The 13,178-nt window shown below is 30.8% G+C and carries 13 protein-coding genes; 3 read left to right on the top strand and 10 right to left on the bottom strand.

Annotated features, from left to right (window positions below):
- Positions 1–8: 8 nt before the first annotated feature.
- From BEE63_RS15320 to BEE63_RS15305, 5 genes are read right to left on the bottom strand one after another with little or no spacing between them, the layout of a single operon-like run.
- Positions 9–482: a hypothetical protein gene (locus BEE63_RS15320; RefSeq protein ID WP_100369888.1), complete on the bottom strand. Its 474-nt coding sequence runs from the start codon at positions 480–482 to the stop codon at positions 9–11.
- Positions 483–493: 11 nt separating this feature from the next.
- The gene (locus BEE63_RS15315) at positions 494–1,486 is read right to left on the bottom strand and encodes an alpha/beta hydrolase (RefSeq protein WP_066022216.1); all 993 of its coding nucleotides are present in this window, start codon (positions 1,484–1,486) and stop codon (positions 494–496) included.
- Positions 1,487–1,541: 55 nt separating this feature from the next.
- Positions 1,542–1,709 carry a DUF896 domain-containing protein gene (locus BEE63_RS21265; protein WP_081312570.1) on the bottom strand — a complete coding sequence of 56 codons (168 nt, stop codon included), beginning with the start codon at positions 1,707–1,709 and terminating at the stop codon, positions 1,542–1,544.
- 13 nt (positions 1,710–1,722) lie between these two features.
- A complete protein-coding gene (locus BEE63_RS15310; protein ID WP_066022215.1) occupies positions 1,723–2,301 on the bottom strand; it encodes a DJ-1/PfpI family protein in 579 nt (192 codons plus the stop codon).
- Positions 2,302–2,313: 12 nt separating this feature from the next.
- On the bottom strand, positions 2,314–3,081 hold the full coding sequence (locus tag BEE63_RS15305; RefSeq protein WP_081312569.1) for a histidinol phosphate phosphatase: 768 nt from the start codon (positions 3,079–3,081) through the stop codon (positions 2,314–2,316).
- A gap of 353 nt (positions 3,082–3,434) precedes the next feature.
- On the opposite strand from BEE63_RS15305, the gene BEE63_RS15300 reads away from it, so the two are divergent.
- Positions 3,435–3,899: a hypothetical protein gene (locus tag BEE63_RS15300; protein WP_100369887.1), complete on the top strand. Its 465-nt coding sequence runs from the start codon at positions 3,435–3,437 to the stop codon at positions 3,897–3,899.
- A gap of 494 nt (positions 3,900–4,393) precedes the next feature.
- Here BEE63_RS15300 and BEE63_RS15295 read toward each other — a convergent pair whose 3' ends face one another.
- Both BEE63_RS15295 and BEE63_RS15290 read right to left on the bottom strand, forming a co-directional pair.
- Positions 4,394–4,708, bottom strand: a complete 315-nt coding sequence (locus tag BEE63_RS15295; protein WP_066022214.1) for an AzlD domain-containing protein — start codon at positions 4,706–4,708, stop codon at positions 4,394–4,396.
- Entirely contained in the window at positions 4,705–5,409 is a 705-nt protein-coding gene (locus BEE63_RS15290; protein ID WP_066022213.1) for an AzlC family ABC transporter permease, read from the bottom strand. The genes BEE63_RS15295 and BEE63_RS15290 overlap by 4 nt, the downstream gene beginning before the upstream one ends.
- Positions 5,410–5,671: 262 nt before the next feature.
- On the opposite strand from BEE63_RS15290, the gene BEE63_RS15285 reads away from it, so the two are divergent.
- Both BEE63_RS15285 and tnpA read left to right on the top strand, forming a co-directional pair.
- Complete coding sequence (locus tag BEE63_RS15285) at positions 5,672–6,223, top strand: helix-turn-helix domain-containing protein (RefSeq protein ID WP_066022212.1); 552 nt, start codon at positions 5,672–5,674, stop codon at positions 6,221–6,223.
- Between the two features lie 216 nt (positions 6,224–6,439).
- Complete coding sequence (tnpA, locus tag BEE63_RS15280) at positions 6,440–6,913, top strand: IS200/IS605 family transposase (RefSeq protein ID WP_066021292.1); 474 nt, start codon at positions 6,440–6,442, stop codon at positions 6,911–6,913.
- Positions 6,914–7,486: 573 nt separating this feature from the next.
- Here the strand turns inward: tnpA and BEE63_RS15275 are convergent.
- The 3 genes from BEE63_RS15275 to BEE63_RS15265 are packed head-to-tail and all read right to left on the bottom strand — an operon-like array spanning position 7,487 to position 13,082.
- A complete protein-coding gene (locus BEE63_RS15275) occupies positions 7,487–8,341 on the bottom strand; it encodes a putative ABC transporter permease (protein WP_066022211.1) in 855 nt (284 codons plus the stop codon).
- A 33-nt stretch (positions 8,342–8,374) separates the two neighbouring features.
- Complete coding sequence (locus BEE63_RS15270; RefSeq protein WP_066022210.1) at positions 8,375–11,872, bottom strand: SbcC/MukB-like Walker B domain-containing protein; 3,498 nt, start codon at positions 11,870–11,872, stop codon at positions 8,375–8,377.
- Entirely contained in the window at positions 11,847–13,082 is a 1,236-nt protein-coding gene (locus BEE63_RS15265) for an exonuclease SbcCD subunit D (RefSeq protein ID WP_066022209.1), read from the bottom strand. Before BEE63_RS15265 ends, BEE63_RS15270 begins: the two co-directional genes overlap by 26 nt.
- Positions 13,083–13,178 lie beyond the last annotated feature (96 nt).

The raw sequence follows: 13,178 nt of genomic DNA, 5'->3' as shown, positions 1-13,178 counted from the left end.
ACTAAAAATTATATATAAAACAAATTTTGTTTTTTACTATCTTTATACTCATCTATTTTATCAAGTTTAGAATTTTCATATTCATCTACTTCTTCTATTATCGATCTTAAAAATTCCTCTTTATACTTAAATTGATTTTCATACTTTATTTCTCTAAAGATAGAGTACTCGATTTCATCTATGTCGTCCCCAACTATAATCTTGGGAAATATATCTTTTATACCGCTGTTCATTATTGCAAACTGATAAATTGAGGCATCTATAATATTACCATGATAAGTATTAAAACAATGTGCATACTGAAGCGTTCTATTTCTAATTTTAACATATAAAACCCCTTCAACTAAAGGTACATCCAAATTTTTAATTCTGCACACCTGACTTATAAGCGCACTTATCATTGGCGCACTGTTTACTACTTGATATTTCACAAAACACATTTTGCATAAATTTTTTAAAAATCTTTTTTCCTCTACATTCACAGTGTACCACCTCAATACATTTTTACTGGCTTATTTATATCTGTTTTATCATCTTCAACATGAATGTTTACCAGAAACTCTCTTACCTTATTTGTGTACTCAACTTTATTTTTAAGATACGCCTCAGCATGACCTGCATTAGGCGCAATATATAAGTACTTAGGTCCTTTTTTATGCACATATAAATCCACTGACATTTCCGGCGGAATAAGGTCGTCATCTGCTCCATGAACAAACATTATAGGTGTTTTCACATCGTCAATTGCTTTTATAGGTGAAATGGCATACACAGAAAATCCAGATTTAAAAAATGCAATTAAACTCGAGTAAAAAACCACTGCTTTAGCAACTAATGCACCATGATTTTTCATTTCATCATTTAGCTTATCTTTAAAAAGTTCTGGCAAATCAGAAAAAGGACAGTCTACAACATAAAATGAAACATCTTTAGTTCCTTCATTCATATTGGATTGCAAAAGAGCTGTAGCAGCACCCATTGATTCACCGTGAACTCCTATAATTCCTCCAGGTGTCTTCTTTTTTACCCATTTTACACAGTTATTTAAATCATACTTTTCAAAATAGCCAAGAGTTATATCACTTCCACCGCTTGTTCCATGATATCTAGAATCATAAATTAAAACATTATACCCTAAATCAAGATATATATCAGCATACTTCATTGACTCCCACCGACTACCGGTTATTCCATGAACTATTATTACAGTTTTTCTTGTATCAACAAAGTTCTTTATATATGTCCCCGAAAGTTTATATCCAAAATCAGATTGTATAAATACATCACTCTTATTTAAGAGATTGTACCTTTCGTAATCAAATGTGGATTTAAAATTATTATAACTGCTTTGACTTCTATCAAATTGCATTACACATACCTTATTATATATAATGTTTCCCACATATAATCCAGCAGAATTCACTAAAATAAATATGATTACAAATAGTATTAGTAATACCTTTTTCAATCTACAATACCTTTTCACTCAGCATCGCCACCATTACGGCAATTAATTATATATATTTACTTTGATATTAATTTCAAACTTTTTTTACTTTGTTAAGCTGTTCTCTAACATTACCTTTAATAATATTAATGTACTGTTTTCTTAAAGTTTTTTGTTCTTCTTTTTCACTTTCACTTAATCCCTGTTCTTGACTCTTTTTATATAGAAAGTTTATCCTAGCTATCAAATCTTTTATTTCCATATTTACGTTCTCCTTAAAGTCCTTTTATATTCCTAATAAAATTGTCCTTGTCACTTTTATCCTCAAATAGATTAAACCAATCACATATTTCCACTGAAAAATCAACAAATGCAGGACCTACAGCTGTTATCACATTCTTATCTCTTATAACTCTCTGTGAAGTAAAGTTTTCCCTTTTAAAAGGATCCTTTCCTCCAAATTTATCTTCATATTCTTCAGTCCACTTAACTATTGGAGTAGTGTATTTAACTTCATCTAAAATACCAGCTTTAGCTAAAAATACTGTTCCAGCTCCGCATATGCCTGCAACAAGTTTTTTATTATTATATACTTTTCTTATTAACTGAAGCATTTCTTCTCTAAAATCACCATACCATCCACCTGGAATTATTAACCCTGCTACCTCATCAATCAGTATATCTTTAACTAACTTTTCAGGCTTATACATAATGCCAGATGAGCCTTTTACTATTTTATTTTCATAAGCTACTGTAATTACTTTTTTTCCAGCATCCCTATGCAGCAGGTGACAAATTAGAGTTATCTCATAATCTGTCATTTCATCGAACATAAATAGAAGTATCTTACCCATAAAATCCTCCGTTTAACAGTACTTCATAACTCTTTTGTTAAAGTATACAGGATTAAGTCCACATGCCTCTGCCATCTCAAGAGCATTATTAAAGTTCATTCCAATGCTATCTTTATCATGTGAATCTGAACCTATAGTTACAAATTTTCCTCCAAGTTCATTGTATCTTTTATATATTGCAAGCATATTGTCACATATATCTTTTTTATTAAGCCTACGTGTATTTATTTCAAGCACTATTCCCTTATCAATTATAGACTTAAAGACTTCATCAATATAATCACTGTATTCACTATAGTGAATCTCAGGATCATCATAGGTTGCATACCTTGATATATAATCTATATGTGCCAGAGAATCTATATAATCATGACATTCAAGACAATTTATCATAGCTTTAAAATAATCCTCAAAAACATCTCTTTTACTGGTATCCTTGTACATAATCTTATCATATAAATCTATATTATTAACAAAATGTATTGACCCCAAAACATAGTCAAATTCATAATTATCATTTAAATCTTTATTGTGACTCTTAAATTCTTCTGTCATGCCTATTTCAACACCAAGCATAACTTTATCATTTCTATATTTTTCATATTTCTTAAAGTACTCATCTACATTGAACACAAATTCACCTTTTACAGGATAATTAAAATCAATATGTTCAGTAACTATCATACCTATATTATCATTTGCTGCTCTATTTACTGCATCTTCTATATTAAGTTTGGAATCAGTTGAAAATAAAGTGTGTATGTGTGTATCATATATCATTCGGCATCACTCCTCACCAATACATTAAATTCGCAATTAACATTAATGAAGTAACATTAAAAAAATTCTATAAGTCTTGTTTTAAATTATAAAAAGACTTAGAAATTTTAATTTGTTTGAGCTTTTTTCAGCGAGTTATTAAAATTCCTTAGTATTTTTATAATTTGGAGCTTAGACTTATGATTTTTATTTAATGTTTCAAAATACTATTGCTTCGCATGGTTTCCCTTTAATTATACAGAATTAATTTTGACTTTACAAACAACAGTGAAAATTTTTACATAGAAACGTAACATTTTTGCTAGTTGATACATATTCTATAATGTATTAATCATAATTTCAAGGAGACTTTTATGTACTATAATTATAATGACTTCGATGAAAATGATTTTGATCCAATGAGATTTGAAGATGACGAGTATGAGGACCAACCCGAATGTCCATATGCTCGTGACTGCCCAATGACAAGAGATCCTGCGCCAATGCCGCCAGGTCCAGGTGGTCCAGGGCAACCTCCTATGCAACCAGGATATGGTCCTCAGGCAAATATGCCACCAGGTCCTCCTCCAGCTTACACGCCACAGTCACAATTTGGCCCAGGAATGCAGCAAGGTCCAAATTTTAATCCTACTCACACAGGTTCAATACGTATGTGTAGGTATAGGTACACTTATATATGGCAAAGAAATGGAATGTCTTATTGGGCATACCTTACTTATGTAGATAGGAACTCTATTGCAGGCTTCAGGTGGATGAGAAGAAGATGGGTTTACTTTACACTTAATATTAGACAAATAAGAAATTTTGTATGTAGATAAAATTTTTTATTTATTAGAGGATAGATTTCCATATTCAAAATATCATGGAAATTTACCCTCTAACTTCATATTGATATCATGATAATATTCCTTGTATAATTATAACGGAAAATGTAACAGTATTCACAAGAATACATGATTACTTTTTATCAAGCTGTCTACATTTCGGTACATTCTATTCAACTTGGTATAAAATACATATAAATGGCATTTAAGGGTATGCCTATACAAATTAACTTACATATCTGGTCAATAAGTAAGTTAGGAAAATAATGAAACTCTATATAGAGTAAACATGAGTGGCACAAGCCACTCATGTTCTAATACGTAATGCTTTATACAATCAACATTAAAGTAGCTAAGCATAGCATTTATCTAAAATTCACATCACCAAGAAATAATTTTCAAATCAGGCCATTTTTTTATCCGCTTATGTACTTTTTCATAATAGATTTCTTCAATTATCTGTTTTTTATTTGCTCTTACAATTTTACTCAATAAATCATCCTCAAAATTGCCATTGAAGCTACTCCTGCTATTACTGTCAAAAGAAGATTATCTTTTTTTATGGCTACTATAATTGCTATTATACCTGATAATATCATATGTGAATCTAATGTTATTTTGTTATTACAGACAAAAATTTCCGCCATAACAAGGGCTGTAAGTATAGACACAGGTATATAATTCAAAAACACAGATGCTCTTTCATTCAACTTGAATTTTGACATAAACATAACCGGAATAACCCTTGGAAGAATGGTTACTAATGCTCCCCCTACGATTATATATAAAACTTTCATGCTCATTTTTTAATCATACCCCCTGCCCCAATGATTGCTGCCACCATAATTGCACTATTTGATGGCATGAAATTAACGCATACTATAAATATAAATGCAGAAATAGAAATAACTAAAATATTTTTTCTTCTATCATTATTTCCTTTTGCACTGGATATCAAAAGTCCTATAAACATAGCTGGAAGAGCAAAATCAAGTCCAAATTTTTTATAATCATATATCATTGTACTAAAATATGCACCTAATACAGTTGCTATAAGCCAATTTAAATACGCAATTATATTAGCTCCCATCATCCATTTATAGCTTATCTCCTTATTTGAAGTACCCTTTACTGCTGCTAAGGCAAAAGTTTCATCCGTCATAAGCGCACCTACTGTGAAATTCTTTAAAACAGAATTCTTCTTAAAATGAGGTGCCAAAGCTGCACTCATGAGTAGATGTCTCAAATTCACAAAAAAAATAGCTATAATAACCCCTGGAACAGAAGCTAAAGACTGTATCATTCCAGCCGCAACTAGCTGAGAAGAACCAGCATAAATAAAAATGCTCATGAGAGCTATTTCCAAAATACTGAGTCCACATGCCTTACTAACAACACCGCAGGCAAAACCTATACTTATGTATCCAAACACTGTTGGAATACAATCTTTCATACCATTTACAAATTCATGCTTTTCCTGTAAAACGATTTTTTCTTGAAGCATTTGTCCTCCTAATTATTAAGCTTTTGTACGTTATAATATTTATTTCGTACGTTATAATATAGTTATACAACTGTACTTTATGTTTGTCAAGGGACAAAATTCAAAATGTAATTTAAAATTCATACTTTTTCATGATGTTATTTGGACCTCAAAATGACTTGCCACAATTGTTTAGGATTTTTCTGTATGTTATAATATAAATGTGACATAATACAATATAGTTGTACAATCGTACGCTATATTTGTCAAGGAGTGAAATTTAATGAATCTCAATAATGTAATTGCCGCCAATCTTAAAAGGCTTAGAAAAGAAAGAAATTTAAGTTTAAGTAAATTATCAGAACTTTGCAGCGTAAGTAAGGTTATGCTGGGACAAATTGAAAGAGAAGAATCAAATCCAACTATAAATACAATTTGGAAGATAGCAAATGGTCTTAAAGTACCATATACATCCCTTATAGATGAACCTTCAAATGAAGTGGTTTTTGTAAAAAAAGAAAATACCATAGAACAGTGTAGTGAAGATGGGCATTATAGGGTTTACTGTTCATTCTCTGCTCAGGGTGATAGAAATTTCGAGATATTCACCGTAGAACTTGATGGAAACAGTTCTTATACTTCAGACTCACATGGAAAAAATGACAAGGAATACATAATTGTATTTGATGGAGATTTAACACTAAACACTAATAATCAAAACTACATTTTAAACCCTGGAGACTCTATCTTCTTTGATGCTTCTAAAACACATACTTACATAAATAAAGGTTCCCAAATGATTAGAATGACCATTATAAATTACTACCCATTATAAAGCTATGGTTGTTATTAAAAGTTTAGCTCTACATAAACTTTTAATTTAGATTTTCGGGAGCGAAGCGGAAGAAAATCCTCTTTGTGTAACAAAGGAAACCACTTGCTAAGCAAGTGGAAGAAAAAAGGCTTATGCCGTTGAGTAGAAAAAAACTCCTATGTTAAAATAAATGCAGGTCTAGCCAACCGCAAATATAAAAGCATAGGAGGATGTCTAATGAAAGACACAAATAGTTTATCTCATACGACATGGAATTGCAAGTATCACATAGTGTTTGCACCTAAATATAGGAGACAAATAATATACGGTAAAATAAAAAACAATATAGGAAAAATAATAAGAAAGTTATGTGAATGGAAGGGCGTGCAAATAATAGAAGCAGAAGCTTGTCCAGATCATATACACATGCTAGTAGAAATACCACCTAAAATAAGTGTATCAAGTTTCATGGGATATTTGAAAGGTAAAAGTAGTTTAATGATATTTGATCAGCATGCAAACTTGAAGTACAAATATGGAAACAGGGAGTTTTGGTGTAGAGGATACTATGTTGATACAGTTGGGAAAAACAAAAAGAAAATACAGGAGTATATAAAAAATCAATTGCAAGAGGATTTGGCATATGAACAGATGAGTATAAAAGAACTTGTTGATCCGTTCACCGGTGAATCAGTAAAGAAGAAAAAATAAGTCGCTTTAGCGACTGCATGGGAAAACATGCGAGTGGCAGACCATTCAGAGGGCTTTTAGCCCAGCCAGTAATATGCCCTTACAGGGCTGAGCAAACCACCGGCTAAGCCGGTGGTTATGATTGCCTTTATTCTAATTTGAAGTAATAGAATTTTGGAACGATTTAAATAAAGCGCATAAGTCTTGCTTCAAATTATAAAAAGACTTAGAAATTTTAATTTGTTTGAGCTTTTTCTCAGCGAGTTATTAAAATTTCTTAGGATTTTCATTATTAAAAGCTTACCCCGTATAAGCTTTTAATTCAGATTTTCGGGAGCGAAGCGGAAGAAAATCTTCCTTGCCCTTACCCTATATGTGCAGTAACAGTATTTTGGAAACTATTTAAATAAAACTCAATAAGACTTTGCCCCAAATAATCAAAAGACTTAGTAATTTTAATTTGTCTGAGCTTCTTTTCAGCGAGTTATTAAAATTTCTTAGTATTTTCATTATTTGGGGCTTAGTCTTATGAGTTTTATTTAATGTTTCAAAATACTGTTACTGCACATATTTTTTTAATGTTCCAAAATACTATTACTTCAAAACAATGTCCTTCAATTTTTCAAGAGCTTCAAAATAATTTGTAGATTTTATATTAGGAAAAGCCTTAATTATTCTCCTGTGAAGTATACTTCTCGGTGCTGTTATTTTAGCATAACTTTCCTTAAGCTTCATAAGCTCGCTTTCATATTTGCTCTTAATTTCAAGTATTTGAGCTTCATGTTTCTTTTTAAATTCTACAGAATCTTCATTATATATCTTCTTTAATTCTATAGTATTCTTAGATATTTCCTCGGCTAAAGCATCTGAGCTACTCCTCATTTTGTTAGATATTTCATCGATCATCTTAAGTCTTCTATTAAACTTCAATACAGTTTGAACAGCTGAACATAAATCTATTAAAAATGATATCACTATTACTGCTAAAATAATGTTGCCAGCTAAACGTGGCAGTAAATTCACTATATCATAAATTACAGGATGAACAACTTTTATTACAAAAACCCCTGCTGCACCCCATATTAGTGAAAATTGAGGACATATGTATCCATTTATATTGAAGGGCACGTTTGAATAATCCCACCATCTATGATGAAATGCCTTTTGAAGTACAAACCCAGTAAGATATTCAAGAGCAGATGTAATAATGGCAGCAAATATAAAAAGCAGCACCAGATTATTTCTTATTGGATCAAGAATAATTATAATCATGACAATTCCAAAACCGTATATAGGACAAACTGGCCCATTTAAAAATCCCCTGTTTACAAAGCCTCCAGTTTTAAAAGCAGCATATGCTACCTCAAGGCACCATCCTAAAAATGCATAGATTGAAAAATAAAATATTGCTTCGTACAATGATATATTAAAAAACATTATGTTCTGCATATACTACTCCTTTGTATTTTAAATCCTTTAACATTAGTTTACTTCTATTTTTACTTTGCTTCCTCCCATACCTGCCTCAGAAGGAGTTACTATAAGTTTTACCGGCATTCTCTCTTTTATTGATTCAAGATGGCTTATTATTCCTATAGAAAGTCTATCACTGTGAATTCTTTCAAGAGAATCCATAACCACTTCAAGAAGATTGTCATCGAGAGTACCAAAGCCCTCATCTAAGAAGAATAATTCAAGTGGTGCATTTCCCTTTAACTGTATCTGATTTGACAGTGAAAGTGCTAATGCTAATGATGTTACAAAAGTTTCTCCACCAGACAAAGTCGAGGCATCCCTTTTAGCTCCTCCATTTTTATAATCCCTTATAATAAACTTTCCATTTTCATCTACCTCAAGACCATAAATTCCACCTGTAATTTCTTTAAGGCGTTTTGATGCTTCAATTGATATATATTTTAACTGATTTAAAGCAACAAATTCAACAAATTTTTTACCTTTAAATAATTTTTCAAGGTCATCTAAAAGACTTAATTTATGCTCTAACTCCTTCTGCTTACTTAATAGCTCATGAAGCTCACTTAGCTTAATTTCCATACCTTTAATTTCTTCTTCAAGTTTTATTTTTGCCTCTTCAATAGCTTTAACTTTAGAGTATTTTTCATTTTTGCTATTTTGAATTTCAATCCATCTTTCTTCTGTTAAATTTCTGCCGTCAATTTTTTTGCTTAAAATTTCAATTGCTCCACTAGTTTTAGAAATTTCCTCTTTATATTTTTCTATTTCAAGCTTCATTTCATTAATTTTGCTCTTATAGGTATAACTTTTCTTAGCCTCATCTACATCCTTAAAATTTTCTTCTCTTAAAGAAGAATTTAATTTTTCAATGTCCTTAATTTTTCTATCCTTAAGGCCCCACAAATTTCCATGACATTCTATTATACTGCCATTACATTTGTTATACTTCTCCTCAATAATGCTTTTTTCTTTATCAAAATAAGCGTATTCTTCCTCAATTTTCTTAATGCTACTTTCTATTGTATTTTTAAGCTTGCAAAGATCTTCCTCATGTCCAACCTTATTTTTTATAGCCTCCAATTTTTCATTTATGCTGTTGTTCTTTTCCGATAACTCCGCTTTATTTTTACCAAATTGCTCTTTTAAATTTGTAACAACTTCAAGCATTTTTTCTTTTTCAGTTTGCTTTCTATTCAAACCATCTCTAAAACACTTTATCTCATTTTCTATTTGAGCTTTAAGCTTTTCCTTTTGGAGTATTTCATTGCTTTTCACACTAAAATCCTCTATCTTTAATTCTTCCTTTAAATTATCAAGAGAAATCTTTACCTCTTTAATTTTGGCATCTGTCTCTTTTAGTTCATTCTTTAAATTTAATACTTGATTTTCCCCTTGAGTTTTTACAGTTTCTTCTTTTTGATATTCCACCTCAAGCTTATTTGAAGTTTTAATTAAAAGCTTTATTTTCTTATCAAGCTCTGATTTTTCTATATTAACTTTATTTGTTTCATCCTTTAAATTTTTAAATTCGTTTTCCAAAACATCTAATGGTACTTCTTTAAATTCTTCTCCAAGCGCCAGTATTTTATCCTTGATTTCATTTTCATTTTTTTCTTCTGCTTTAATTTTAGTTTCAAGTATTACTATATCCTGAGTTGCTCCATCATACTCTTTCTTATATTCATTAAGTTTATCTTTTAAACCATCCAAATCATCGGACTTAACCTCATATTCCATATGACCTTTAATATGATGAACAGAACCACATACTGGACACGGCTCACCATCCTGAAGTTTTTCTCTTAAAATACGAGCCATATTCTGTCTTTCTATTTCACTTATCTTTTTGTCCATGTCATTTATTCTGTCATTAAGTTCATCTTTTTTAGCTTTTTTTATACTTAGCTTATTTCTCAGTTCTTCACAATTATTTATACTATCTTTTAAACTATTATTATATTCTCTGTATTTACTCCATTTATCTCTTGAGACATTAAGTTTTTCCTGAAAACTCAAAAGTAAATTGCTTCCATCCGGAAATTTTTCACTTAAAGTATTTAATCTTTCCGTACACTTCTCTAATTCAATTTTATTTTGCTGAAGCTTTTGGGATAGATCTATACTATTATTCTCAACATTTTTAACCGTTTCATAAATTCTTTTAGCTTCAGCTTCAATTTTAGTCTTCTGCTTAATTTTGTCTCCGTAATCACGTGACAAAAACAATCCTTCATTAACTTCTCTTTTATATTCCTCTGAAAACTTAAGACCTTCTACTTTGTTTTCACCATCTGCTATGTTAATTTTTAAATTTTCTATATCATTTATATTTTGATTTATATTTTTCTCTTTGGTTTGTAACCTTATGGAAAGTTCTTTTATATTTGACTCAAGTCTCCCTTTCTCCTTAAGCATACCATCTACTAATTTCTTTTCTTCTATAGCATCCATAACCTTTTGCTTTTTAAGAAGAATTTCAGGTAATTTATTATCCTTATTATCTTTAGCAAGTTCAAGCTTTTTTGCTATATCATTTTTACTTACCAAAATAAGCTCCATATTCCTTTTAAGCTTTTCAATATCACTATTTAACTTTTCAATCTGCTGAAGAGTATTTTCATAATTGTCAATATACGGCTTAACTTTTAAAGCACTTTCACATAACAGAATCTGCTTTTGTTTATCCTTTATTTCATCTTCTCTTCCCCTAAGTTCCTTATAAATTAAAGCTTTTTCCTGCATTTCAATTTGAAGCTTCCACAGTTCTTTGCTTTCATTGTATTCTTCCTCTGTCTTGCTTAATTCCTCAGAAGCTTTTAAAAGTAAACTTTTGTTTTCATTAAATGCATTCTTTTTTTCCTTAAGAACATCATCATTTACGTTCTCATATCCTTTTAATTGACCCATAAGCACATTTTCTTTTTCTCTTTCTTTTTTTATCCTTCTTCCTAATTTAAAAGAAAGTTCATCCCCATATTCCTGAAGATTAAATAATCTTTCAAGCATGTTTCTTCTTTCCTTGCCTTCAAGCTTTAAAAACTCACTGAATTTTCCCTGAGGAAGTACAACTGTTCGAGTAAAATCCTCCAAACTAAGGCCCAGTATCTCCTCACACTTTTCATTTACGCCCCTAACGCCTTCTTCTAAAACTTCTGCATCATTTTCCGTAATATCAACTATTTTTGCAGATTTACTTTTAATCTTCCCGGTTCTGTTATCCCTTTTAAATTCTCTATCAACTTTGTACCTCTTTATTTCTTTTCCTGACATCTGAAATTCAAAGCTTACATTAAGGCTGTTACAATTGATATTCATGAAGTTTGTGCTTTTCCTTGCTACCTCACCATAAAGTGACAGTGTTATAGCATCAAGTATAGTTGTCTTTCCGCTTCCCGTAGGGCCAAATATTCCAAATAACCCTTTTTCAATAAGCTTATTAAAATCAATTTCCTGCTCTTTTTCAAAACTATTTAATCCTTTAATCTTGACTTTTATCGGTTTCATTTTCCTTCTCACCTTCATTTACAATTGATAATAATAAGTCGACAACCTCTTTATCTGGATCAACATTTCTTTCTTTTTTATAAAACTCCTTAAAAACCTCTTTAAAAGGCTTTTCCTTAAAGCTTGACATATCTATAGTTTCATCATCACTAATATCTACCTTAGGCAAAATTTCAAGTATATCCTTTTTAGCCGTCTTCATGGCTTTCATTTCCTCTTCGCCTATATAACTATCAGTTTTTATCTCTATGTATACCCATGAATCTTTATCTGTATTTTCTTGGCATTTTTCAATAGCCTCTTCCACTCCATTGCATTTCCACACCTCTATAGGTTTATAAACTTTAAATTCCACATCTCGTACACTGCATTCTTCCCCAGCTTTAACATCAACAACAAAGCATTTCTTCTTAAAATTTATTTCTTTTTTGTTGTATTGAAGTGGCGATCCAGAATATCTAGCTTTTCCATGACTTCCAGGTACAATTTGTGGTTTATGTACATGCCCTAATGCAATATATTGAGCCTTCTTAGGAAAACAGTTTCCATCCACAATAAAGCTACCTCCAAGCTCAACATTTCTCTCAGAGCCTCCCTCTTCACTGCCCATTGTGAACAAATGAGAAACTACAATATTTATAGTATCATCTCTAAAATTAACGCTTAACTTACTGAAAAGCTCCTTTATCCTTTCACCATAGGATTTTGCTTTTTCCTCTTCACTGTCCATATCATCATATAAAACTTCATTTAATCTTTTTTCACTAGGATATGGCAGGGTTAAAATTACAGCATTTTCACCCTTTATATTTAGTTCTATAAAACCTTCTCCTGAATTTACGACTTCATGCTTACCATATTTTCCTGCTTGAACTATTGTTTTAGGAGTTCCAACCATTATTATACCGTGCTCTCTTGCAAGAGGTTCTGCTGCCACAAGTCTTTCTGGATTATCATGGTTACCAGCTATAATTAAAGTTACTCTTTCACCATTTCGAGATATTTTCTTTAAAGTATCATAAAACATCGTTTCAGCTCTTGCCGGTGGATTATAATTATCATATATATCACCTGCAATAACAACAAGATCAACATCATTTTCTTCAACTATATTTATAAAATCAGAAAGGAAAGCTTCCTGCTCATCCATTCTGCTGTGTCCTTCTAAGTTTTTTCCTAAATGCCAATCGGAAGTATGTAAAATTCTCATAATTAACCTCCTTATTCTCAAAAATAACACATACATATTATTTATAATTATATCATAAGAAGTACTGGTCAATTCTAAAAATGGGCTGTCAAGCTA

The sequence above is a fragment of the Clostridium pasteurianum genome (assembly GCF_001705235.1).
Lineage (GTDB): Bacteria > Bacillota > Clostridia > Clostridiales > Clostridiaceae > Clostridium_S > Clostridium_S pasteurianum_A.
This window is presented reverse-complemented; position numbering and strand designations above follow the sequence as displayed.